The organism is Paenisporosarcina sp. NPDC076907 (genome assembly GCF_050269735.1).
Taxonomy (GTDB): domain Bacteria; phylum Bacillota; class Bacilli; order Bacillales_A; family Planococcaceae; genus Paenisporosarcina.
This window is the reverse complement of the sequence record NZ_JBNNIX010000005.1, coordinates 71,329-96,551: the sequence shown is the minus strand read 5'-3', so window position 1 is coordinate 96,551 and position 25,223 is coordinate 71,329. Positions and strand designations below refer to the sequence as shown.

Below are 25,223 nucleotides of genomic sequence, written 5' to 3'. Positions count from 1 at the left end.
AAAACATTCGGAACTTGAAATACTTTGATTTCCTTCGAATTCAGAAGTTTTCTTTCGTCTTTAGGACCTTTTTCCGTTATAATTTCCAGTACTAAGAATACAAGGAGAACTTATATGATTCAGAAATTTTTTTCTTACTATCGACCCCATAAACGACTGTTCATAATTGATTTCACCAGCGCCATTATTGTAGCCATTTTGGAACTAGCATTTCCTCTTGCAGTTCAGTGGTTTATCGACGAATTATTACCTACCGGGGAATGGGAACAGATTGTCACCGTCAGTGTACTCCTGCTTGCCGTCTATTTAATCAGTACCCTGTTGCAATTTATCGTCAGTTATTTGGGACACAAACTTGGTATCAACATTGAAACGGACATGCGTGAACAACTGTTCACCCACGTACAACGCCAATCCTTCCGCTTTTTTGATATTACCAAAACGGGTCATGTTATGAGTCGTATCACAAATGATTTGTTCGATATTGGCGAACTGGCCCACCATGGACCGGAAGATTTCTTTATCGCCATCATGACGTTTATCGGTGCATTTTTCATTATGTACAACATTAATCCTGAGCTTGCAATTATTGCGATTATTATGATTCCATTTTTGATTGTTCTTGTTACTTTCAGCAATATCAAAATGAATCAGGCTTGGAAGAACATGTACATAAAAATTGCTGATGTCAATGGACGTGTAGAAGACAGTGTTTCAGGCGTTCGTGTGGTTCAATCTTTCACAAATGAAGAGTTTGAAATCAATCGCTTCAAGCATGATAATGGGCAATTTAGACTAGCTAAACTTGTCGCTTACAAAGTAATGGCTGGAACACATTCCAGCATTTACATGATGACGCGCCTTATGACATTGGTCGTTTTAGTTGTAGGTGCATGGTTCACAGTCAATGGAAAGTTATCCTATGGAGAGCTTGTCAGCTTTGTCCTATTCATTAATGTACTAATTAAACCAGTGGACAAAATCAGTGCATTACTTGAGCTTTATCCGAAAGGAATGGCTGGATTTAGACGTTTTCTCGATCTAATTGAACAGGATCCAGAAATTGTCGATCGACCAAATGCAAAACAAGTAGACCATTTGCATGGCAATATTTCATTTAACAATGTCCACTTTAATTATGATCAACATCAAGAAGTACTGTCAGATATCAATCTCACTGTTAAGGCGGGAGAAACGGTTGCGTTCGTAGGTCCTTCCGGTGCAGGTAAAACGACCATTTGTTCATTAATCCCACGTTTTTACGATGTCACGGAAGGTGCCATCACAATCGATGGACTTGATATCCGTGACATGACCAAGCAATCATTGCGCGCACAAATTGGAATTGTCCAGCAAGACGTGTTCTTATTTACGGGAACAGTTCGCGAAAACATTGCATATGGAAAAAAAGACGCCACTGATGAAGAAATAATGGATGCTGCTAAAAAAGCGCATTTAGAAGAATTTATTTCCGATTTACCTAATGGTTATGAAACGCAAATCGGTGAACGCGGTCTGAAATTATCAGGTGGACAAAAACAACGTTTAGCTATTGCTCGTATGTTCCTGAAAAATCCACCGATTCTAATACTGGACGAAGCCACTTCAGCGCTTGATACCGAGACGGAAAAAATCATCCAGTCAGCTTTAAGCGAATTGGCCGAGAATCGCACAACACTTATTATTGCCCATCGTTTTGCAACCATACGTGATGCAGATCGCGTACTGGTCGTTACGAAAGAAGGTATTGCTGAAGAAGGTTCATACTCCGATTTAGTGGAAGCTGATGGACTGTTTGCTAGACTGCACAATATCCAATATCAATAAGTTGAATACAAACAAAAACGCATTCCCGGAAAATCGGGAATGCGTTTTTTTACTTATCGAGAACAAAATCATGGTACCGTTCATAATCGGCCTGTTTTAGTTCCACTTTTAATAATGTACCTTCTTCTTCATATTCAGATCCTTGAACAGAGGCTTGTTCGTTCAAATAAGACACGACATCTCCTCGGTCATACGGAATGAGCATTCGACACATCTTGTAGTCGGCAAAAATGTGTGTACGAATCAGTTCAATCAATTCATCCAGTCCTGCATCTTCTTTGGCAGAAATCCAAATATTATTTCCACTCACATGTGGATAATTGACACCTGCTAAGTCAGACTTGTTGTATACCTCAACTGTCGGAACGTTTTCAACCCCAACTGCCTGCAATGTTTCATTCGTAACGTCCATCATGTAACGATACTCTTCATTGGACACATCGACTACATGAAGAAGTAAATCAGCTTCTCTCGCTTCTTCCAACGTAGAGCGGAATGCTTTTACTAAATGCGTTGGCAACTTGCTGACAAATCCAACAGTATCGGTAAGTAAAAACTCTTTTTGATCAGGCAAACGGATTTGACGGACTGAAGTTTCGAGCGTTGCAAATAACATATCTTTTTCAAAAACTTGTTTGTCATCGATTTGCCCTGTCTTTGCAAGCATGCGATTCATGATGGTAGATTTCCCAGCATTCGTATAGCCCACAATCGATACTACTGGTACTTCGTTTTTCTTCCGTTGTTTTCTTTGCGTTTCGCGTTGGTCTTTTACCTGCTCTAGATCACGACGAAGCTTGGCAATCTGATCTTCAATTTTCCGTCGGTCAAGCTCAAGTTTTGTTTCCCCAGCTCCACGGTTTTTAAAGCCCCCACCGGTGCCCCCACCTTGACGACCAAGAGATGCACGCAGTCCTACTAAACGAGGTAGCATGTATTGAAGCTGCGCTAACTCTACCTGCATTTGAGCTTCTCTTGATTTAGCCCGTCGAGCAAAAATATCCAAAATCAACATGGTACGATCGATCACTTTACATTCCAGAGCCGCTTCCAAGTTACGGATTTGAGAAGGCGATAGTTCATCATTGAAAATGACCAGATTCGCATCCGCTTCATCAAAGAAAGCTTTGATCTCGTCGATTTTCCCTTTTCCTACATAGTGCGCAGGGTTAACACGATCCAAGTTTTGAGTTACTTCCCCAACCACTTCCACATTTAATGCGTCAGCTAAGTTGTGTAGTTCTTCCAAGCCATATTCAAAATGTTCGTCTTTGTTTAAATTAACGCCAACAACAATGGCGCGTTCCATTAATTCTTCCATTCATGAATTCCTCCTCATTGTCCTACTGAGAGAAAATCGAAATCATCCTTTTACTACCGTAAATATTAGACAGAAAAAGAGAGCACACGAGTCGCTCTCTTTTTCTGAAAAGTATATTGGTTTTCAAAATGGATAGACCTATCCCGATTAACCTGCCCAGTAGCAGTTCTTTGCTTTATTTAGTTTCATCGCAAAGTGTTCCATCGGAATTTGTAGTCAATCATCTGGAAAACCTCCGTTCCTTAAAGTATGTTTATCGTATCATATTCATTTGATTAGATACAACTTCTTACAATTGTCGGAAGCCACCTGTATTTGCTTTCACAGTTACTTCTGCAAATTTCTTAACGTCCGACTCTTTCGTCAGAAGCGTACCGAGCCATCCACCAATAAATCCAAGTGGTACTGATACAAGTGCAGGATTGGTCAGTGGGAAAATCGGATTCCCAGTAATGATAGCTGCACCTTCAACCGGATTCATGACACTTGGACTGATTGAAACAAGGACTAATGCAGATATGAGTCCTGTTGCCATGGCAGAAATGGCACCTGCCGTATTGAATTTTTTCCAGAAAATCGTATAGACAATTACCGGTAAATTGGCACTGGCTGCAATACAAAATGCGAGCGATACAAGAAACGCAACATTTAGGCTTTGAGCGAACAATGCCAAAATAATGGAGAATACGGCTACACCCACGGAAGCATATCTCGCTGCCAACATCTGTTCTCTGTCTGTCACTTTTCCTTTTTTTATAATCTGCCCGTAAATATCATGTGCAAATGCCGATGCACCTGATAATACAAGTCCTGCAACCACCGCTAAAATCGTAGCGAAAGCAACAGCCGATACAAATGACATCAGGAAATCTCCGCCTAAGTATTGAGCTAAAAGAGGAGCCGCCATATTGCCTGCTGGATTAGTAGAGACGATTAGATCTTGTCCTACGAAAGCTGCTGCACCAAATCCTAAGAAGATGGTCATGACATAGAAAATTCCAACAATCCAAGTCGCCCACATAACAGAACTGCGAGCTGTTTTAGCGTCACGGACTGTAAAGAACCGCATCAGAATATGTGGCAATCCCGCCGTGCCAAGCACAAGTGCAACCATTAAGGAAATGGTATCCAAAGGCATTTTGTACTTAACTCCTGGATTTAAGTAATCTGCGCCATGAGGAGTTGCCGTTTTCATGGACGTAAACATTTCAAATATATTGAAGTTGAATTCCTTCAATACAAGGAATGAAATGATAATAGTACCCGCCATAAGTAAGACTGCTTTAATAATCTGTACCCAACTCGTAGCTGTCATACCTCCAAATAATACGTAAACCGTCATCATGATTCCCACAAGTAACACGGCGACCCAATATGGTATATCAAAAAGCAATTGAATTAGTGCCCCTGCACCAACTAATTGGGCAATCATATAGAAAATAACGATGGTAATAGAACTTATTGCCGCTCCGGCACGAACTTTCTTCGCATTGAATCTGGTATTAATCATATCAGCAAGCGTGTACTTTCCAAGGTTACGCAAAGGCTCAGCAACGATAAAAAGAACGACTAAATATGCAACCAGGTAACCAATTGAAAATAGGAATCCATCAAAACCGTATAACGCAATGGCTCCTGCGATCCCTAAGAAGGACGCAGCTGATAAATAATCTCCTGCAATCGCAAGTCCGTTCTGCCAACCGGTTAATCCTCCACCAGCTGTATAGAATTCACTGGCCGTATTCGTTTTCTTGGCAGCAAAGTATGTAACGACAAGCGTCATGCCTACAATAATTAAAAATAAGATAACTACGATGGGATTCATTGGTTATCCTCCTCCTCGTAATTAAATTCTTTAAGCGTCTCATGAGCCATACGATCAAATTCAGCTGATTTTTTCATGTAAACGGTTACAAGAGTCCATGTCATGATGAATAGTCCAAGAGCATATACCCAACTCCAAGAAATGTCACCGATAAAAGATGCATTCAAAACATTTGTATACGAAATAATAATAGGAAATAAAATATAAAGGCCTAAAAATAATAGAGTACTAGGAATTAAAAATGCTTTTTTCTTTTTCAATAGATTGCGGAAACCGGGAGACTCTTCAATTTTTTTAAAATCGGGTAATGCTTTGCGCTCAATTTTCTTCGAATTTCGCTTTGTTGCTACTACCATTAGAAACACCCCTTTACTTTATTTTAATTTTCAGAATACATATAAAATTAAAACAATATTAAAATAGAATGTCAATCTATTTACTTCCATTCTCGAAGAATCATAGAGATTTAAGTAAAAAAACACATGCTTCGTCAGCATGTGCTTCATTACTCTTCAATTAATTTCAACATAAGAAAGACGTTCCTTGTCTTGAGTGCTTTCCAGGAAAACCAGCTCGGTGTTAGGTAAAATGATGGTGTTCTCCACTCGGTCAGTGCAAAGAAGACTTGTCCACATTTTGCTATGGTACTCGGGATTTTTCACAGCAAATTCACAGCGAGTAATCAGAAGTTGCTCATTGTACTCTTTCAGCGTTCCGTCTGCCCTTAAACTGTTCATTCGATCCTCAAAAGGTTCGTCCCATTCAATGAAGAATGGCATTGGCAATGTGTCTGATACTTCTTGTTCGATGAAAAGCATTTTCCACTTCCGGATAAATCCTGTTGATGTCTCACGTTCCGCATTCAATACTCCAGAGGTGGTCCATCCTTCCTCTTTCAACCTATTATTCAACCCCACAATATCTGTCGTGCGAAAACAAATCGTTCCCCAGCCTTCGCCATTCTCTAAATCATGCAATAATAAATTTGTTAGTGGATGATTCGCCTGTTTGGCAATGCCCATATGTTCCACTGATAGATATTCGATATAACTATTTTTCGTATAGGTTAATGCATTCACCGTTCCCCAATTTTTGTGCCGCCCACCCATTGAAGTACCTTTGCTTTTTCGAACATGCTCTTCCGGGGTTTGCTTACTGAAATATACAACATGATCCAGTTCAATCATTTTCTATACTCCTCTCTTTACTATTTCATATTATAAACAAGAAATATAATGAATTCCTTACCTCAAATGGTCTATTGGATAAAAAAAAATCCCACAACATATGTTGTGGGAAAAGATATTATTTTTCTTGCTTCAATAATGTAATTGTTTCATCGAATTCACGATCAATTTCTGTGTTTTTTCGGTACGTAACAAGACTTACAATAACCGCTACAATCAAGCATAGGATAAATCCTGGAACGATTTCATAAATCAAACCTTTAAGGGTTTCATTATTTCCCCAAATAACCACTGTAGTTGCTCCAACGACCATACCAGCTAAAGCACCCCAAGTAGTAAGCTTTCTCCAGAATAGAGATAGCAAAATAACTGGACCAAATGCAGCCCCAAAACCAGCCCATGCATATGCGACTAAATCAAGAATGGTTGTGCTTTGCTCCCATGCAATGAACATAGCAACTATGGACACAAAGAGTACGGCCAAACGTCCAAGTAAAACAAAATGCTTGTCTGAGCCATCTTTTTTAATAACAGCTTTGTACAAATCTTCAATCAATGCTGAAGAAGTAACAATTAATTGAGAAGAAATCGTGCTCATGACTGCAGCAAGTACTGCTGCCAACATAATACCTGCGATAAATGGATGGAAAATAACTTGTCCTAAAGCAATAAAGACTGCCTCAGGGTCACCAAGTGTTTCCCCAGCATTTTGCTGATAGTAAGCGATTCCAATCAAACCTGTAGCAATGGCACCAGCTAAACTTAAAGCCATCCAACCAATCCCAATACGACGTGCTTGTTTTGTTTCTTTTACAGAACTAATAGCCATAAAGCGTACAATAATATGTGGCTGACCGAAGTAGCCAAGACCCCAAGCGATTGAAGATAGGACACCCAATGCAGTTGCCCCTTCAACTAAACTTAATCGAGCAGGATCAACAGAACGAATGCTCTCTGCTGCTTCACCGAATCCACCAACCATGAATAACCCAATAGTAGGTACCAATATCAATGCCAAGAACATAATTAGCCCCTGAACAACGTCCGTGTAACTTACTGCAAGGAATCCACCGAACAGTGTATAGGCAATAACAACTGCCGAGACAATTAACAAACCTGTATGATAGTCCAAACCGAATGATTCGTCAAAGAAGACTCCACCGGCTACCATTCCTGATGATACATAGAATGTAAAGAATACCAAGATGATAATACCAGAAACAACACGTAATAAACGGGAAGTATCTTTCAAGCGATTTTCCAAGAAACTTGGGATCGTAATCGAATCATTCGAAACTTGAGAATACACACGTAAACGTGGTGCAACTAGCAACCAGTTTAAATAAGCTCCTACTGTCAATCCAATTGCGATCCATGCTTCTACCAATCCAGTTGCATAAATTGCTCCTGGTAGTCCCATTAATAACCAACCTGACATATCGGCTGCTCCGGCACTTAACGCTGTAACCGCAGGTCCTAAAGAACGTCCGCCTAACATGTAGTCTGTTAAATTGGCTGTTTTTCTGTAAGAGTAATAACCAATATACAACATCGCAGCCATATAAATGATAATTGCAATTAATTGATATACATAATCAGTCATGTTTGTTCCTCCTTTAAGAATGTTATGAGTATTTCAAAATTCATCATAACATGCAACTTGCAGAAGAACGAGAATATTTTTTTAGTAAGAATTGTCACAAAACATTGAATTACCAACGTTTTACAGGGTTTTTGTATTTCCCAGGAAATATGACATATTAAACGCTTAAACTCTTCTCTTTCGACATCTCACGCAACAGATACTTTTGTATTTTTCCAGAAGCAGTCATTGGATAGGATTCCGTAAACTCAATATAACGCGGAATTTTATGATGTGATATTTTCCCTTTGCAATATGAACGAATTTCATCAGCATCAACTGTTTCCCCCTCTTTAGCAATAATCCACGCCATTAGCTCTTCACCATATTTCGGATCTGGTACACCCACTACTTGGACGTCCTGTACACTCGGGTGTTGATATAAAAACTCCTCAATTTCGCGTGGATAGATGTTTTCTCCTCCACGAATCACCATATCTTTAATTCGTCCTGTAATTTCCAGATATCCTTCTTCGTCTAAAATAGCGATATCCCCCGTGTGAAGCCAGCCATCCTCGTCGATTGCCTCGCGTGTCGCTTCTTCATTTTTGTAATAACCTTTCATAACAAGATAACCCCGTGCACATAATTCACCTGGCATTCCTGCAGGCAATTCTTCTTTGGTTACAGGATCAATAATTTTCACTTCTACATGAGGATGTGGTTTCCCTACAGTCTTCACGCGTTTTTCAATCGCATCATCCGATTTCGTTTGGGATATGACAGGTGAACATTCAGTAAGCCCATAACAAATCGTTATTTCACTAGCGCCCATATCATCGATTACTTTTTTCATAACTTCAATCGGGCAAGTTGAACCCGCCATAATCCCTGTTCTCAGAGAAGAAGTATCAAATTGTTGATACTCAGGATGATTCAGCTCGGCAATAAACATCGTTGGTACTCCGTGAAGACCAGTACACTTTTCATCCTGTACAATCTGTAGCACCCGCTTAGGTTCAAATTGCTCCACTAATACCATCGTTGTTCCATGCGTGACAGCTGCAAGCGTACCCAACACACAGCCGAAACAATGGAAAAATGGAACTGGAATACATAAGCGGTCTTCCGATGTTAGATTCATATGGTCACCGATAATTTGACCGTTATTGACAATGTTCATATGTGTCAGCATAACGCCTTTTGGAAACCCTGTAGTTCCGGATGTATATTGAATATTTATCACATCATCTACTTCTAACGAGCCCAGTCTTTCGTCAAGATGCTTATCCGTTACGTTTACTGCATGCGCTTCGAACTCACTCCAGGAAAAAATACCAGGATAGTCATTTTCACTCATGACAATCACGCGTTTGAAGTAAGGGAGCTTCGCGCATTGAATATCCCCTTTGATCGATGATTTCAATTCAGGACAAACTGAATTAATAATTTCTATGTAAGACGTTCCTTTAAATTCTTCACCTAAAATAAGGGTGGTTGAATCCGATTGATTCAATAAATATTCTAGTTCTTTTTCTTGATAGTTTGTATTAACCGTCACGAGAACGGCACCCATTTTGCCTGTGGCATATTGACTCAATAACCACTCTCTTTTGTTGTCTGACCAAATGGCAACATGTTCACCTTTAGCAATGCCCATCCCCATGAACGCTTTTGCCAAAAGATCCGTCTCTTCATCAAATTCTTTATATGTTTTGCGTATTTGCTTCTCTGGATAGACGTACGCTTCTGTAGTGGGATACCGTTTCGCCATTTCCCGAACTACTTCCCCAACGGTTTGATGTTTTAACATGTTGCTTCCCCCTTTGAATGTCTTCAACACTATTATGTTATCACAAAATTCAGACGAATTGTAAAAGCAAAATCCATCTTTACCCATTCGTAAGCGATTTAAAAGTCACATGGTTGATGATTTTATGAATGCCTGCTAATTGTGCTACTATAAAAACGATAAGTAGTCGCTTTATATTCTTCGGGGCAAGGTGAAATTCCTTACCGGCGGTGAGCAAATGTAGATTTGTAAGTCCGTGACCCGGTGCTTGAAAAAGTAGCGGTGGAGTTGGTGCGAATCCAACACCGACAGTATAGTCTGGATGGGAGAAGAGTATAGAGAGGTTTATTTGTCATGCTCACGCATCGCTTCTTTTCGATTTGAAAATTCGAAAGGAGGAGCTTGTATCAATCAACAACTAAAGAACACATTTGAATTTCGCTTGGAGTCCAGCTTATCAATCCCGTGCTTGAAGTACATAAATGGCACTAAGTCTGAATTCCATATGACCGCTATTTCAAAAGCACTTGTCTTTTTTACGAAAGACAGGCTTCTTAAAGTTACCCATTTTGAAGTTCGTGCAGGTAAGTTCACACAAGAAGCGAAGCATCATAACCGAGTATTTTCACTTTGCGATACCATACACTATTCTTTTGACACAATCAGCTCAACTGATGCTAAAAACGAGTTTCGTTCTCCGAAATTACGCAATTTGTTACGTAATCGTTCAATAGCTCTTTTGAATTTCGTCAATAGAATCCATCATCATATCCCTTTCCCCACCACCTATCTGCCCCTTGGTGGAAAAAATTCTAATCCTTGTTACGAAAAGCTTTACAAAATATGTCTCTACAGGCGTATAAGATTGGCACCACTAATTAAATAATGGATAACAAAAAGGCTTTGATGTTCGCATCAATTCTCTCTTCATTAGGAGGTTGATTACTTGTTTACAGGAATCATTGAAGAAATTGGCACTGTCACTTCCATCAAACGTAAATCACATGCACTCGAATTATCCATTCGTGCAAAAGTGGTGCTAGTTGATGTAAAAAGAGGCGATAGTATCGCCGTAAATGGTGTTTGTTTGACGGTTTCTTCTTTTACACATGATACGTTTGTTGTGGATGTAATTCCAGAAACCTTCAATTCGACCACTTTAGCCAACTTATCATCGAATGCGCGTGTCAATTTGGAACGAGCCATGGCGGTAAATGGACGATTTGGCGGTCATTTTGTCAGTGGGCACGTTGACGGCATCGGTGTCATTCGCTCAATAAAAAAAGAATCCAATGCCATCACAAAAAAGATTGAAGTAGATAATAGCCTCATGAAATACATGACGCCAAAAGGCTCTGTTGCAGTAGACGGAACTTCACTTACTATTTTTGATGTAGATCGCTCTACGATAACGATTTCTTTAATCCCAACAACGCAATATGATTCGTTAATTGGGGACAAAAACGTTGGAGAAAAAGTGAATATCGAATGTGACATGCTCGCAAAATATACCGAACGTATCCTAACATCTAAAACTGGCATATCAAAAGAATGGCTACAAGATAAAGGATTTTAAAGGAGGTTTCTTATGTTTTATACGGTAGAAGAAGCAGTAGAAGCACTATCCAAAGGACAAGCCATCATTGTCGTTGATGACGAAGACCGAGAAAACGAAGGAGACTTTGTTGCGCTTGCTGAATTTGCAACACCGCAAATCATCAATTTAATGGCCACTGAAGGGAAAGGTCTTATTTGCGTACCAGTGGCAGAAGAAATTGCAAGTCAACTGGACATTGGGTTAATGACAGATCATAACACGGACCCTTTAAGTACTGCTTTTACAATCAGTGTCGACCATATTGACACGACGACTGGTATTAGTGCATTTGAACGTTCACATACCATTCTTCAAATGATCAATCATCAATCGACTCCATCCGATTTTAAACGACCAGGTCATGTATTCCCCTTAATTGCGAAAAAAGGTGGAGTCCTTAAGCGTGCCGGCCATACGGAAGCAGCAGTCGATTTGGCATTGCTTGCAGGTTCAGCGCCTGCGGGTGTGATTTGTGAAATTATGAATGAAGATGGCACAATGGCTAGACTCGATGATTTAGTTACCATAGGGAAACGATTAAATATCGGTATATTAACCATCGCTGAATTGATTGCGTACAAACAAAAGCATGAAAAACTGATTACCCGCGAAGTGGAAACTATATTGCCAACTGAGTACGGTGATTTTAAGGTGTTTGGATATACCGAAAAATTGACAGGTAAAGAACATATTGCCCTTGTCAAAGGCTCAGTTTCTGAAGAAACTCCAATTTTGACCCGGGTACATTCTGAATGTCTGACTGGTGATGTTTTTGCTTCCCGCAAATGTGATTGTGGTTCACAACTCCATGCCTCACTCAAACAGATTGAAGAAGCAGGCTCAGGCATTTTGTTATATATGCGACAAGAAGGCCGCGGTATTGGCTTAATTAACAAATTAAAAGCGTATGCCCTGCAGGATGAAGGGTTAGATACTGTCGAAGCCAATCAAAAACTTGGCTTTGAAGATGATTTAAGGGAGTACGGAATTGGCGCACAAATTTTGCGTGACCTGGGAGTACGTAAAATGATGCTCATGACAAACAATCCAAGAAAAATTGCGGGAATCGATGGTTACGGTTTGGAAGTAACTGAACGTGTGGCAATCGAAATCCCATCTCATACAGATAATGAAGGCTATATGAAAACAAAAAAATCAAAACTCGGGCATTTCCTGAGTTTATAGAGGAGCTTGTATATGACAACACATTTAGAAGGATATTTAGTTGGGCCCGATTTAAAAATCGGTATCGTTGTTGGACGTTTCAATGAATTTATCACGAGTAAACTATTAGGTGGAGCCGAAGACGCACTGAAGCGCCACGGTGTGGATGAAGCAAATGTGACGATTGCCTGGGTTCCCGGTGCTTTTGAAATTCCTCTGGTCGCAAAACAAATGGCGGCTTCCAAAAAATATGATGCCGTGATCACACTCGGCACTGTAATTCGTGGATCCACTCCTCACTTTGATTATGTATGTAACGAAGCAGCTAAAGGCGTTGCCAATGCTGGCTACCAACATGATATTCCAGTAATTTTCGGTGTTCTGACGACAGATACGATTGAACAAGCAATCGAACGCGCTGGAACAAAAGCAGGGAATAAAGGTTGGGAATCTGCCACGGCAGCTATTGAAATGGCAAATTTAATGAAAAAATTAGGTTAATGATTAGCCCTGAAGCTCTTTGCTTCAGGGTTTTTATTTCGTATACTTTTACAAATGGTTAAAAGGAGTGCTCGCCAAATGAAAACCCTATACCTCGTTCGACACTGTTCTGCAACCGGACAAGCTCCAGATGCCGATTTATCCGATTCGGGATTTGAACAAGCTGAAAAGTTATCTGCATTTTTTAGTGGAATTAAGATTGAAAAGATCATTTCAAGCCCATATAGAAGAGCTCAAGATTCAATTAAACCGACAGCAAAAGCAAAAAACCTACCGCTTACTATTGATGATCGTTTGGCAGAACGCACCTTGAGTACGTCTGATTTACCCAATTGGCTCGAGCTTCTTGAAGAGACATTCAACAATCTAGATTTGAAACTGACCGGCGGCGAATCTAGTCGAGAAGCGACAGCCCGTGCCATCGAAGTCTTAAATGAGGCGCCTAACAATACCATCCTCGTCACACATGGCAATTTAATGAGCCTTATGTTGAAACACTTTGATGATTCCATTGGTTTTCAGGAATGGAAATCACTTCGTAACCCTGATGTATATACGGTTACTATTGTCGCTAATGAAAGTAGCTTTGAGCAATTATGGAAAGATTGATTTCGCCCCTCCTATTCACTTCAAGTGATAAGGAGAGGCTTTTTTTCGAGTTTAGAGGGATTTGTGGGTTTCGTCCATTGGTGATAGGTTTATGTCCATTCACATTGGATTTCCGTCCATTCAGGTGGATTTATGACCAGTCACGCTAAGTTTATGTCCACTCACATCGAATTTCCATCCATTCACACTTTTGACATGGACTTTGCCTTCTATTCGAAAAGATATTCTGGCTGATGTGATAAACTAGCGTTAATAAACTTGAAGAGAAGGCGGTCTGTATGGAATATCAACAAATGCTCGACCAGTTAAGTGATTTGATTCATCAAAAACAGCTGATTTCTGCGACGATCAGCCAACCACGTGCCAAATCAGAAGAAGTTAAACGCGTAAAGCTCAAACCCATAGAACTAAAGGGTATCTATCATATTCAGTTTGAATACCAATACGAACGTATATTAAAACACGAGAACCTTGAACTTGATGCAGCAAATGAAAAATTGCATGCCTTACTTCAGCAATACAGACAGGTACAAGCTGATTTCCAGGAAGAAAAAGTGCATATTCAGCTTTCCAAAAAGTTTAAAGTATTGTGGAAGTCAGACCGGGTTGTCTCAAAAAAAGTGGTGAATCTTTCTCATAACCGAAAGAAAAACTATTTACTGGATGAAGATACATCCTACCCGTTTCTTGTTCGTCTTGGTGTTCAGACGCCAGATGGGAAGGTCAAAAAGCAAAAGCATGATAAATTCCGCCAAATCAATCGATTTGTCGAATTCATTGATGATGCACTGGACTACCTTCCGAAAGATCGTCCAGTTCGAATTTTGGACTTTGGTTCAGGGAAATCTTACTTGACCTTTGCGCTCTATCACTACTTGAGAATTGAAAAAGGTCTCGATATTCGTGTCACTGGACTTGATTTAAAAAAAGAAGTCATTGAAGAATGCCAACAAATTGCGGATGATTTGAATTATGACCAACTTGAATTCCTGGTCGGTGATATCAATGATTATAATGAAGAAACGTCGGTGGATATGGTTGTGACACTCCATGCATGTGATGTGGCAACGGATATGGCACTAGCTCGTGCTGTAAAATGGGGAGCAAAAGTGATTCTGAGTGTACCTTGTTGTCAACATGAGCTGAACACACAACTGAACAGTCCTGCTCTGGATGTTATGCTTCAGCATGGACTGGTGAAAGAACGGTTTGCCGCTCTAGCAACAGATTCTATCCGTGCGGAGGTGCTGAAACTTGTTGGTTATGATGCGCAATTACTCGAATTCATTGATATGGAACATACGCCAAAAAACATTTTGATTCGAGCTTATTTCCATGGTAAAAAATCAACACCAGAGGAACAGCAAAAATATCGTGCTTTTGTGGATTTCCTAAAAGCAAAACCGTTTCTTGAGAATGAATTGAAAGAATACCTATAAATCGACATACAAAAAGGCATTGTTTTTAAAAGACAATGCCTTTTTCTTGTATGAAATTACAAACAAATTAACATCTGCACAAACCTATAACTCAACACTCAAGAAAACATATTCTTCATTTTCCCTTACCTCGCCAAACTTTACAGGTACACGTGATGAAAAAATAGGACCATCAATGACGACTGTATGAAACTCCCCATTTTCTCCACATGAATCGATTCCCAGTGCTTCTAATTCATCCATCAGCTCACTTGTGAATGTTCGGCCAATGTAATCCCTGGGCATCATCCTTGTATTAATTACGACAATAACTGCTTCAAATCCAACCTCTAAAAGTTCCTCTAGTATCGACCGTCTCGGTTCTTGCCATAACGGATGAATAGGAATAATCTCTGATTTTGCACATGTTTTTTGTACCCATTCCAGATGTCCTTCAAGGTCGATATCACCAAAGACACCGTGAGTGATTCCCGCAGAACGACACTCGTCCATGGCATCGATAAACTTCATTTCGTAATCTTCCCATCCTGCTCCACGAATCATCAATGGTACATTCAGGCGATCTGCCTGAGCTTGTATCACTTTTAACGGCAGAGCATGTGACTTCGAGATTTCTTCATCTTCCTGGAACATCGTCAGTAATCTCTTGGGAATCATGCCTGACTGGATCGCGCGATAATAGGCCATGGCAGAATCCTTGCCACCACTCCATGAAGCAACAAACGATTTGTTTTCCATCTTTTAAACTCCTACCTCTTTCCCATCGCGAATCTCTACTGCCTTTTCAGGAGTATTGTTTACGATTTTTCGAACTTGTTTTTTATAGATTGTTTCGTATTGGTACGTCCACTTAAACATTCTCCCATACATTCTCCAAGTGGGTGTATAACTGGCTTGTTCAATTCCTCTTTTTTGTCTGAAGAATCTAAGGGAAATCCGATATAGACGGACAGAGAGACGCGGATGCAGGAAAATGATTTGATCCGCTTCCTCGAATGTTTTAAAGGACCATCCAAGGTGCGCGCCTTCGATAATCCATGTTGAATGGCTAAGAATATCCGCTAATTGGGCATCTCTTTTTTCTTCTGAATTTCGAATATCTCCGTCTACACTTCTGGACCATACCACATCATCCAATGAATGCATCTCAATTCCTTTTTGACGTGCAAGTTTTCTGGCGAGTGTGGTTTTGCCACTACCGACTGATCCTACAATACGTATTTTATTTCCCATGAGCCCACGCAATCCGATTATCAACCGTTCTTACCATGCGAATCATAAACGGCTGATATCCAAGCTTCGGCCAAAAATAGGATGCCAAGTGATTTGGCGTATGCCAGTCCGCTAATGCATATCTATAACCCATTTCTTTCAACTGCGCGTGACTCGTATCGGCAAGAGCTTTCCCTACTCCACGTCCACGGTATTGCGGATTAGTAGAAGCCGCTGGAAGATCCACTGTTTGTGCTGGTGTATACATATTGGATGAAGTATCCGCTTCGTAATAGACATGGAAACCTACAGGGGTTCCTTCATGCTCCCCAATCACCACAATTGCTTCTTCATCTTTTGCCAGTGCAGCATAACCACTTTTCACTTCCTGGAGCGATTCTTTCGTAATTGGATTCCAGGAAGGCGCAGCTGCTTGATGAATGCTGTTCCAGCGCGACATGCTTTTAAGCATTTCCGTATCATTCTCTGCCAATCGGCGAATGGTTATTGAATTGATTTCTGTAAGTTTTGCTTTCGGTTCATAATTTTGCAGGTCGAGGATGGCATATTTTTGTTCAAAACGAAAACCTTGTTCCAGCCATTCATAAACCAAGCGGTCGTAGCCTATGGGAACATAAACGATATGCTGGAAATATCCTCCTGCAATCCATTCTGCCCCTGCTTCTGCATACATTAAGCGGATCAACCTTGGATGCGCATCTTCAGCAATGGCCAAGCATGGATAATCGATGGTAATATGTCGGCCAGTTTTTGCATCTTCCTTAAATTCATAAAGCATATACCCGATTACTTGCTCATCACGGATGGCCACTATTCCACTAACGTATGGTTTCTCACCAATTTCACGAAGTAATCTTTCTGTTTCTTTTGGCTGCTCATAACGTTTTGGCAGGAATGGATAGTGATTTCGTTCAACTTGGTGCCGTTTTGCTAAAAGAGTTGCCATTGCCGAGTAATAATGTTCGTCCAGTCCTACAAATTGAATCATCAAAACTCCCCCTCATGTTTATTGTGTGATTCCTTGCCCTGCAGTCCCTTTCTCTCCGGTAAGCTACTTGCTATACTTGATAAAAAATAAAGAGGTGTTAATTCATGGCATTAAAACGTGTTGCTTATGGAGTCATTATGGCCGCTACACTTATTTTTGTAAGGTTCATTGATCATAAAATTTACGATATGCCTATTTTTGTGTCAATGCTTGTTGTAATAGGTATCATGGTTCTAAGTTATAAGCTTGTAGACCGATTTGCATTTTTCGACAGAATAATATCCAGAAATACATACTATTTACTAAATACAATCATCATTTCAGTATTGATACTCACTTTTTATATCATCGAATCCTAAAAGGACATCAGAACTTTTTTCCCTCTTTTAAAGATTCGACGGTATTTTAGAAGTTCCTTTCAAATTCTGCTTAAATTAGAACATTTTTGGGTAGTTATTGGGGAGGGGGAATTTGTGTGGACACTACTTGCGTACTCATCGCAGCTTATAAGCCCGACGATTCTTGTCGTCAAACGATCATTGAGCTAGTCGAAGCTGGCTTTTCAAACATTCTGGTCGTTAATGATGGTTCGGGAAAAAAATTCACTCCTTTCTTCGATAAAATTAATCAAATTCAGGAAGTGACAGTGGTTCATCACGCGGCCAATCAAGGAAAAGGCAGAGCGATTAAGACCGCATTTCATTACATATTAAACGAACAACCTACCATTCAAAAAGTAATTACAGTAGATGCAGACGGTCAACATCTCACGAAAGATATTTGCGCTGTACTACAAACTTCCAAAGAACATGATGGAATTATTCTTGGAGTGCGTAATTTCGACAAGGAAGACATTCCGTTTCGAAGTAGATTTGGAAACAAGTTAACCCGAAATTTGTTTCGCTATGCGACAGGTATTGGAATTACAGATACACAAACTGGTCTACGACTCTTTGCCAGAAAACATCTTGAGTGGCTATTATCAATCAAAGGGGAAGCTTTTGATTATGAACTGAATATGCTTGCCGAAACAAAAGATGCAGGTATTGCGATTCATGAAGTGGAAATTGATACTGTGTATTTAAATGGCAATGAATCTTCTCATTTCCAACCCATCCGATCCTCCCTACAGATTTATAAAGTCTTTCTGAAATTTGCGCTATCAGGTTTAGCTTCCTTTGGCTTAGATATGGGGTTATTCGCTCTATTTATTTGGTTATGGAAAGATGATACACCACAAATGTATATTATTCTGGCAACCATAATAGCAAGGGTCATTTCAGCAAGTTTCAACTACTCGATCAATCGCAAACAAGTTTTTGAAAAAGGCGACGAAAAGTCATTTGTGAAATACATGATTCTTGCCGCACTCATCATGGCACTATCTGCCGGAATGGTTCACGGTCTTTATTTCTTAACCGGAAAAGGCGAAATGATTATTAAGGGCATTGTCGACAGCGTGCTGTTTCTAGTAGGTTTCGTAATTCAACGGGAATGGGTTTTCAAAAAGAAAAAGCCAAAACACGTTTAATGTGTTTTGGCTTCAGACTGATGAAAAAGAAATGACTAATATAACAGTATAAAAGTTCGCGTTCTTCTTCTTTGCGCTCAATCAATAAAGAATGTGGTCGGCTATTTCTTCTTTCGCTTTCCGCGGACGAAACGCCAACCTCGGGCCAAGCGCTTCTACCGTCTATCTCCATTTAAATTGTTGTTCATGCAACAGGTTTAAAAATGCATCCACCACTACTGGATTGAACTGAGTGCCCCTGCCACGAATGATTTCCTGGATGGCTTCTTCAACTGTCAATGAATCACGATAGATTCGATCCGTGGTCATCGCATCGAATGAATCAACGACGGATACAATCGCCGCTTCCAATGAAATCTCATCTTCTTTTAAACCGTAGGGATATCCTTTGCCATCAAAACGTTCGTGATGCTCTTCGACAATAAATGCCGAATCTCTTAACCATTCAATTTCATGCTCTCGCATCATCTGAGCACCTAAAGTTGTGTGAGATTTCATGATTTCCCATTCTTCAGGGGTGAATTTCTCTTTTTTATTTAAAATTTCAAGAGGAATGGCAAGCTTTCCAATGTCATGAAAATAAGCGCCCCATCTGAGCATTCTCACACGTTCAATGGGCTGACCTAGTTTCTTCCATAGCTCAATAGAGTAATCTTTAATTCGCGAGCAATGATGAAAAGTGTAACCATCCACACGCTCTATGGAGGCAGCATCACGTTGTACAATTTCAGTGTTTCTAAAATTCCGTTCGAATATGCTTGCAGTCATTTCTACAAGAATTTCTACAGTCTCTTCCCCATAAAAAGATAATAACTCAGGATAAACGGAAGCATCCAAAGTATCACCTGCATGCAAAAAGAAAGTATCCCCTTCATATTGCACTTCAAGCTTACCTTGAACAACTGTGTACTTTTCTATTGCAGATTCTACATCTTCAGTTGAATAACGTACCCAAAATGACCGACGAGGTAATAAGGAGAATAGACTGTACCCGATTTCGTCAGATTTCCCTATGTAAGTTGATATGGCATGACCTACATTATTTCGGTGAAGAGAAGCTTTTTCTTTAATATCTATGATTTGCTCGATTGATAATGTCATAGGTACCTCCACACCGTACATGTTTATTCATAAATCTACTTATATTAACTTTACAATTTCATCCTCTATTTGTCATTACAAATCGTCCAAATTATCTAATTATTACCTTAAAACACCAAAAAGCTCTCCGCTTATCGGAGAGCTTAAAATTAGATGGATACGTGATCTTCCACTTTTTCTTGCTTTTTCTTGTCTTGCATTTCATAAGAGATTCTGTCTAAACTTGGACGCAATGTGCCTTTTCCTGAATAGTTTTCAAGCATTTCTTTCACATCAATACCTGAAGAAGCTTTCAACGTTTCCTGTAGAGTCGACATTAAATTCGTCGCATACGAAGTGACTTTATTGGCACCGCCACCTTCGCCACCGCCAGTATCTACTACTGTTATCTTGTCGATATTTGCCAATGGACTTGCGATTTGTTTCGCATATTCCGGCATCATGCGTACAATCATATCCAGTACAGCAGCTTGACCATAATGCTCAAAGGCTTCCGCAATTTTTCGTTTTGCTTCCGCTTCTGCAAGACCTTTCAAGCGAATAATATCCGCTTCTGTTTCACCTTGTGCACGTTCTGAGTCAGCTTTCGCCAATCCATCAAGTCGGACTTTTTCAGAATCCGCTTTCGCTCTTGCCTCAATACGATATTTCTCAGCATCAGCTTCAGCCATTTCACGGGATTTTGCAGCTGCAGCATTTTGCTCGATTGCATAACGATCTGCATCGGCTTTCTTTTTAACCTCAGAATCGTATTGTTTCTCGCGACGTAGAATTTCTTTTTCTTCAAGCTCGATTTGCTTTTGACGTTCGATGATGCGAATTTGCATTTCCTGCTCCATTACTTCTTGTTTCGAGACTGCCGTCTGGAGTTCGTATGCTTGGTCAGCACGGGCTTTGGCAACATCTTGTTCGCGACGATACTCTGCCACTTTCAATAAATTCTCTTTTTCTGCCAATGCAATCTCAGTCGCTCTTTCAATTTCGGACTTCTGCGCTTCTTTTGCTGCTTCCGCGCGCTTGATACGTGTTTCTTTGTCTGCTTCTGCTGTTGCAATATCTGCATCACGTTTGACTTGAGCAATACGTGGTTTACCTAGAGAATCCAAGTAGCCATTTTTGTCCCTTACATCCTTAATTGTGAACGAAACGATAATCAGACCCATTTTTGCCAAATCTTGAGAAGCGACACGTTGTACTTCCTGTGAGAATTTATCACGGTTTTTGTAGATTTCCTCCACCGTCATCGATCCTAAAATGGAACGCAAGTGACCTTCTAGTACTTCTTTAGCTTCATTTTCACGATCTTCTTTTGATTTCCCTAAAAATTGCTCTGCGGCCGTTGCGATTTCAGAAATTGAACCGCCAATTTTAATAATTGCCGTTCCATCCGCCATTACCGGAACCCCTTGCTCTGTATATACTTCCGGAGTCGTAACTTCCAGTTTGCTTGAAAGCAAGCTAAGTGGTTGCGCCTGCTGGAACACAGGGAATACAAATGTACCGCCGCCACGAATGATTTTGATTTTATTTCCTGATTCGTCTGTATGCACTGTTTTTGACCCTAAATAACTTCCTGTAACAATCAATGCTTCGTCTGGACCAACTGTCTTGTATTTCGTTACGTACACACCAATAATGGCTACCAATACAAACGCCACTATCCCCACTACAACCAACATATTCATATCCATGTTCATTTCCCCCATCTACTTTTTATTAAAAACGAAAGGTTCGTATTCTCTAACAAGAAACGTTCCTTCCTCTACTTCAATAACTAACACTTCTTTTCCATAGTCAATTTCTTCATTGTCATATCCTACCGCTCGCTTATTTATAAGCCCGCCTACTGTTTCGATGACAATCTCACCGTAACCGTCAGTTGGTATAGGTGTAATGACTTTGCCAACTAAACCGGCTAACGATTCATCCGTATAAGCCATTGACACTTCGGCGGATGACATGGGCAGTAAAATAAAAATGTACAGTAAGTTATCCAAAACCACGCCCGCAACCAGACTTGTAAACAATACAATCCAGCTACCCCAAATGGTGGAGACTTCAAGTACATATCCAGTGGCTGAAACAAAAGTGATGAATGCCATTAAAACAGTCGGATTTAAAAAAGGAATACCTTCCCCAATCCCTTCAGCAACATCTCCAAAAAACACATACAGAATAGTTGCTGCCCCAGCAATGAGGAGTACATACATATAGATTTGTTCAAAGGACATCCAATCACTCCCATTTAATGAATTCTTTAGTGATACTATACTTACGGAGTAAAATAAGAAAAGTTTCATTTTTCCAAATAATTTATTTTGTCGATAGATTTGAATGGATATAGTGACCGTTATTTTATTAAATGGTGGATCGAGCTCGGGGTTTGTTCACCAGCAACAAGAAGTCTCTTGTGTAAGTTGATGATTTCTCTAGTGTGAAACGGATTGAGCCTCACTTGAAGACAAAAATAAAAGCACATGTGCAACTCAATCTAGAGTCCGCGCATGTGCTACTTTCAATTATATCCACGTTCACCGTAAGGCTGCTTCTCAACACACCAGTTTTCTTTAGCTTCTGCTAATTCTTCTTTTAACTGTCGAGCAGATTTCCCTTCCGTTTCAATGGACTCCAACACTTCAAACTGAAATGCATCTTCACCGAATAACTCCCAATCCCTCTGCAAGTCTTTATTCATTAACGTGCCGCCATTCAGTTCGAATTTTAATCCATTTTGTCTTTTTAAGTTAAGTGTTGAAGCAATATACATTTTTCCATTTTCTTTGTTCGTTACACAATATACACCGGCAATCGTCTTTTCTTCCTTAACTTGTTGCTTTAATTCTTTCTTCCGGTCAGCATCCAATCCTTCTTTTTCTTTAACCCAATAAGATGATCCATCTGTTTTTCTCTCTAAAAAGTGATACATAACTAAATATCTTCTAACAAATGTATGATCATCAAACACTTCTTTAATAAGTGCATTTACTTCTCTTTCGGTATAAATTTTACCAGGTTGAAACTTCTTCACTATTTCACACAGAACGATGAAGCGATGCTTTTCCTGTAAGTTGAATGTACGAAGTTTTCCATTGGACCAGTTCTTCTTCAATACTTCCCTATATTCTCGTTCTGTTATATGGAAAGGTTCCTCAGTTAATATTGTATCTTCTTTACTTTGTGCGCTTAGCTTATACCCCTCTTCCATCAGACTCATCAAGGTTAAATACACTTTCGCTTGCCGTTCTTTCTTTTTTAAAGAAAAACGGTGATTCCTTACTGTGGATGCACTTCCTATTTTCAGCGTATCTTGTATTTCACGGTCTGATTTCCCTTCAAATAAGAGGTGAAGCACTGCCTTCTGTTGATCGGATAAACCTGTAATTTCTTTATCTTGTTCCATTAAGTAAGCAAATACTGACTCATGCTCTTGTTTAATATGTAATTGCATAAATTTCAAAGCTTCATAAAAATTTTCTCCTACCGGGTAAATAAGACCTTTTTCGATACTTTTGTTACACATTAGACACATAAATGAGTTTTCAGATTCAATAAACCCATTTTTCATTTCATTTATATTCGCATCTATCAAATTCATTTCATAAACACTTCCTTTAATTGTTTTGTTTATTGTAGATAATAATAACTTTTGTTTAATTAACTTGCAATACTAATAATTCTGGACACTTACTAAAAATTAAGATTCTATTGTATTAAAACTAGTTTCTTCTAGACTTCTTTATATTACGGCATTGTAAAGATTCTCAAAGTTGAGTAAAAAGTGTTTAGATTTATTGAAGATTTTGATATGATGTGTGAGGTTATTCAGATAACCTATCCTATTTAAAGTCCAGGAGGCTTTCTATGTTTAGTTCAAAAAAACAAGACCCATTCTTCACTGCTTTACTTGGAATTGCAGAAACAGTGAGAGAAGCTACACATTACGCGGATGATTTTAAAATTGTCAGTGTTTCAGATTTGAAAGAACTTAGCATCAAATTAAAAAACTATGAAACTGAAGGCGATAAATTAATACATGATTTGATTTTAAAGTTAAATAAATCATTCATGACACCTATTGAGCGTGAAGATATTCTTTATTTAGCCAATAAAATGGATGACATTTTAGATGGCGTAGAAGCATTTGCAGCTTACTTAGAGATGTATTCTTTAATTGACATTGACGATTCAATGCGTACTTTCCTTCATTACATTGTAAAAAGTACGGATGAGATCGTGAAAGCAATGGAATTATTAGCAAATAAAAAACTTCTTCAAATGCGTGAACATGCAATTTTAATTAAAGATTACGAACGCAAATGTGATGAAGTATTACGTACATCTATAAAACAACTTTTCATTAATGAAAAAGATCCAATTCGTATTATTCAATTCAAGGATATTTACGAACAGCTTGAAGACATCGCAGATTATTCTCAAAATGTGGCAAACACAATTGAGACAATCATTATGCGTAATGCATAGGAGCGTAATCAAACATGGATGTAGTACTTATATTAACAATACTGGTTGTCATTTTTGCCCTAGCGTTCGACTTTATTAACGGTTTTCACGACACAGCAAACGCGATTGCGACTTCGGTCTCAACGCGGGCACTATCCCCACGTGTTGCGGTAATGTTAGCTGCTGTCATGAACTTCATCGGCGCATTAACTTTCACAGGTGTCGCTAAGACAATCTCGAAAGATATCGTAGATCCGTTCATGCTTGAAAACGGCTCACTTGTTATTCTTGCTGCACTATTGTCCGCAATTGCCTGGAACTTAATCACTTGGTATTTCGGTATTCCTTCTAGTTCATCGCATGCATTAATTGGTTCGATTGCTGGTGCTGCTGTTTCGGCGGCTGGTCTAGGCATATTAAATTACGATGGATTTTTGAAAATTTTGCAAGCACTATTAATTTCACCATTCTTAGCTCTTGCTGTCGGATTTTTAATGATGTCATTGTTTAAAATATTATTCAAGAAAAACACTCTCTACAAAACAAACAAAGGCTTCCGCTTTTTCCAAATCGGAACAGCGGCATTGCAATCATTTACTCACGGTACAAATGATGCACAAAAAGCAATGGGTATCATAACGATGGCTTTAATCGCTGCTGAGTTACAATCAACAGACGAGATCCAAACATGGGTACGTGTTTCTGCAGCCATTGCAATGGGTCTTGGAACATCTATCGGTGGATACAAAATTATCAAAACGGTTGGTGGAAAAATCATGAAGATCCGCCCGGTTAACGGGGCGGCAGCTGATTTATCATCTGCATTAATTATTTTCGGGGCGACGACAATTCATTTGCCAGTATCAACGACTCACGTTATTTCTTCTGCAATAATGGGTGTTGGTTCTGCTCAACGTGTAAAAGGCGTTAAATGGGGCGTTGCACGTAAAATTGTATTAACTTGGGTTATCACACTTCCAATTTGTGCAATACTTGCCGGTATTTTCTACCAATTCCTAAATTTATTCTTTTAATTTTAAAAAGCTGTCCGCTCAAGTTACGAGC

Annotated in this window: 23 protein-coding genes and 1 riboswitch; of the genes, 10 read left to right on the top strand and 13 right to left on the bottom strand. The window is 39.5% G+C overall.

Annotated features, from left to right (window positions below):
* Positions 1-114 precede the first annotated feature (114 nt).
* On the top strand, positions 115-1,827 hold the full coding sequence (locus tag ACQKEV_RS14775; protein ID WP_427447302.1) for an ABC transporter ATP-binding protein: 1,713 nt from the start codon (positions 115-117) through the stop codon (positions 1,825-1,827).
* Positions 1,828-1,876: 49 nt separating this feature from the next.
* On the opposite strand, the gene hflX is transcribed toward ACQKEV_RS14775, so the two are convergent.
* The 6 genes from hflX to ACQKEV_RS14745 form a co-directional block, all read right to left on the bottom strand.
* Positions 1,877-3,148 carry a GTPase HflX gene (gene hflX / locus ACQKEV_RS14770; RefSeq protein WP_427447305.1) on the bottom strand — a complete coding sequence of 424 codons (1,272 nt, stop codon included), beginning with the start codon at positions 3,146-3,148 and terminating at the stop codon, positions 1,877-1,879.
* A 289-nt stretch (positions 3,149-3,437) separates the two neighbouring features.
* On the bottom strand, positions 3,438-4,973 hold the full coding sequence (locus tag ACQKEV_RS14765; protein WP_427447307.1) for a solute symporter family protein: 1,536 nt from the start codon (positions 4,971-4,973) through the stop codon (positions 3,438-3,440).
* Positions 4,970-5,329: a DUF485 domain-containing protein gene (locus ACQKEV_RS14760; RefSeq protein ID WP_427447310.1), complete on the bottom strand. Its 360-nt coding sequence runs from the start codon at positions 5,327-5,329 to the stop codon at positions 4,970-4,972. The genes ACQKEV_RS14765 and ACQKEV_RS14760 overlap by 4 nt, the downstream gene beginning before the upstream one ends.
* Positions 5,330-5,485: 156 nt before the next feature.
* Positions 5,486-6,160, bottom strand: coding sequence for a VOC family protein (locus ACQKEV_RS14755; RefSeq protein ID WP_427447312.1), 675 nt, complete (start codon positions 6,158-6,160; stop codon positions 5,486-5,488).
* 118 nt (positions 6,161-6,278) lie between these two features.
* Positions 6,279-7,763 (bottom strand): sodium/proline symporter PutP, encoded by a 1,485-nt coding sequence (gene putP, locus ACQKEV_RS14750; protein ID WP_427447313.1) that lies wholly within the window; start codon positions 7,761-7,763, stop codon positions 6,279-6,281.
* A gap of 157 nt (positions 7,764-7,920) precedes the next feature.
* Positions 7,921-9,555: an AMP-binding protein gene (locus ACQKEV_RS14745; protein WP_427447315.1), complete on the bottom strand. Its 1,635-nt coding sequence runs from the start codon at positions 9,553-9,555 to the stop codon at positions 7,921-7,923.
* A 172-nt stretch (positions 9,556-9,727) separates the two neighbouring features.
* A riboswitch (FMN riboswitch) is annotated at positions 9,728-9,872 on the top strand.
* Positions 9,873-10,480: 608 nt separating this feature from the next.
* Here ACQKEV_RS14745 and ribE point away from each other — a divergent pair.
* The 5 genes from ribE to ACQKEV_RS14720 all read left to right on the top strand — a co-directional run bounded on the left by ribE (position 10,481) and on the right by ACQKEV_RS14720 (position 14,844).
* The gene (ribE, locus tag ACQKEV_RS14740; protein ID WP_427447317.1) at positions 10,481-11,110 is read left to right on the top strand and encodes a riboflavin synthase; all 630 of its coding nucleotides are present in this window, start codon (positions 10,481-10,483) and stop codon (positions 11,108-11,110) included.
* A 12-nt stretch (positions 11,111-11,122) separates the two neighbouring features.
* Positions 11,123-12,316 (top strand): bifunctional 3,4-dihydroxy-2-butanone-4-phosphate synthase/GTP cyclohydrolase II, encoded by a 1,194-nt coding sequence (locus ACQKEV_RS14735; protein ID WP_427447318.1) that lies wholly within the window; start codon positions 11,123-11,125, stop codon positions 12,314-12,316.
* Positions 12,317-12,328: 12 nt separating this feature from the next.
* Complete coding sequence (ribH, locus tag ACQKEV_RS14730) at positions 12,329-12,796, top strand: 6,7-dimethyl-8-ribityllumazine synthase (protein ID WP_427447320.1); 468 nt, start codon at positions 12,329-12,331, stop codon at positions 12,794-12,796.
* A gap of 78 nt (positions 12,797-12,874) precedes the next feature.
* Complete coding sequence (locus tag ACQKEV_RS14725; RefSeq protein ID WP_427447321.1) at positions 12,875-13,405, top strand: histidine phosphatase family protein; 531 nt, start codon at positions 12,875-12,877, stop codon at positions 13,403-13,405.
* 278 nt (positions 13,406-13,683) lie between these two features.
* A complete protein-coding gene (locus tag ACQKEV_RS14720; protein ID WP_427447322.1) occupies positions 13,684-14,844 on the top strand; it encodes a class I SAM-dependent methyltransferase in 1,161 nt (386 codons plus the stop codon).
* Positions 14,845-14,928: 84 nt separating this feature from the next.
* On the opposite strand, the gene ACQKEV_RS14715 is transcribed toward ACQKEV_RS14720, so the two are convergent.
* From ACQKEV_RS14715 to ACQKEV_RS14705, 3 genes are read right to left on the bottom strand one after another with little or no spacing between them, the layout of a single operon-like run.
* Positions 14,929-15,582 (bottom strand): diphthine--ammonia ligase, encoded by a 654-nt coding sequence (locus ACQKEV_RS14715; RefSeq protein WP_427447324.1) that lies wholly within the window; start codon positions 15,580-15,582, stop codon positions 14,929-14,931.
* A 3-nt stretch (positions 15,583-15,585) separates the two neighbouring features.
* Positions 15,586-16,077 (bottom strand): DNA topology modulation protein FlaR, encoded by a 492-nt coding sequence (locus ACQKEV_RS14710; RefSeq protein ID WP_427447326.1) that lies wholly within the window; start codon positions 16,075-16,077, stop codon positions 15,586-15,588.
* Positions 16,067-17,065: a GNAT family N-acetyltransferase gene (locus ACQKEV_RS14705; RefSeq protein ID WP_427447327.1), complete on the bottom strand. Its 999-nt coding sequence runs from the start codon at positions 17,063-17,065 to the stop codon at positions 16,067-16,069. Before ACQKEV_RS14705 ends, ACQKEV_RS14710 begins: the two co-directional genes overlap by 11 nt.
* 104 nt (positions 17,066-17,169) lie before the next feature.
* Between ACQKEV_RS14705 and ACQKEV_RS14700 the strand changes: the two genes are divergently transcribed.
* Together ACQKEV_RS14700 and ACQKEV_RS14695 are read left to right on the top strand one after the other, a co-directional pair.
* The gene (locus ACQKEV_RS14700) at positions 17,170-17,424 is read left to right on the top strand and encodes a hypothetical protein (protein WP_427447328.1); all 255 of its coding nucleotides are present in this window, start codon (positions 17,170-17,172) and stop codon (positions 17,422-17,424) included.
* A gap of 116 nt (positions 17,425-17,540) precedes the next feature.
* Complete coding sequence (locus ACQKEV_RS14695; RefSeq protein WP_427447330.1) at positions 17,541-18,596, top strand: GtrA family protein; 1,056 nt, start codon at positions 17,541-17,543, stop codon at positions 18,594-18,596.
* Positions 18,597-18,758: 162 nt separating this feature from the next.
* On the opposite strand, the gene ACQKEV_RS14690 is transcribed toward ACQKEV_RS14695, so the two are convergent.
* The 4 genes from ACQKEV_RS14690 to ACQKEV_RS14675 all read right to left on the bottom strand — a co-directional run bounded on the left by ACQKEV_RS14690 (position 18,759) and on the right by ACQKEV_RS14675 (position 23,292).
* The gene (locus tag ACQKEV_RS14690; RefSeq protein WP_427447332.1) at positions 18,759-19,697 is read right to left on the bottom strand and encodes an HD-GYP domain-containing protein; all 939 of its coding nucleotides are present in this window, start codon (positions 19,695-19,697) and stop codon (positions 18,759-18,761) included.
* Between the two features lie 149 nt (positions 19,698-19,846).
* Positions 19,847-21,388, bottom strand: coding sequence for an SPFH domain-containing protein (locus tag ACQKEV_RS14685; RefSeq protein WP_427447333.1), 1,542 nt, complete (start codon positions 21,386-21,388; stop codon positions 19,847-19,849).
* 15 nt (positions 21,389-21,403) lie between these two features.
* Positions 21,404-21,928 (bottom strand): hypothetical protein, encoded by a 525-nt coding sequence (locus ACQKEV_RS14680; RefSeq protein WP_427447334.1) that lies wholly within the window; start codon positions 21,926-21,928, stop codon positions 21,404-21,406.
* Positions 21,929-22,212: 284 nt separating this feature from the next.
* The gene (locus ACQKEV_RS14675) at positions 22,213-23,292 is read right to left on the bottom strand and encodes a DUF2087 domain-containing protein (RefSeq protein ID WP_427447336.1); all 1,080 of its coding nucleotides are present in this window, start codon (positions 23,290-23,292) and stop codon (positions 22,213-22,215) included.
* 266 nt (positions 23,293-23,558) lie between these two features.
* Between ACQKEV_RS14675 and ACQKEV_RS14670 the strand changes: the two genes are divergently transcribed.
* On the top strand, positions 23,559-24,179 hold the full coding sequence (locus tag ACQKEV_RS14670; protein ID WP_269925927.1) for a DUF47 domain-containing protein: 621 nt from the start codon (positions 23,559-23,561) through the stop codon (positions 24,177-24,179).
* Positions 24,180-24,193: 14 nt separating this feature from the next.
* Positions 24,194-25,192 carry an inorganic phosphate transporter gene (locus ACQKEV_RS14665; protein WP_427447337.1) on the top strand — a complete coding sequence of 333 codons (999 nt, stop codon included), beginning with the start codon at positions 24,194-24,196 and terminating at the stop codon, positions 25,190-25,192.
* Positions 25,193-25,223: the final 31 nt, after the last annotated feature.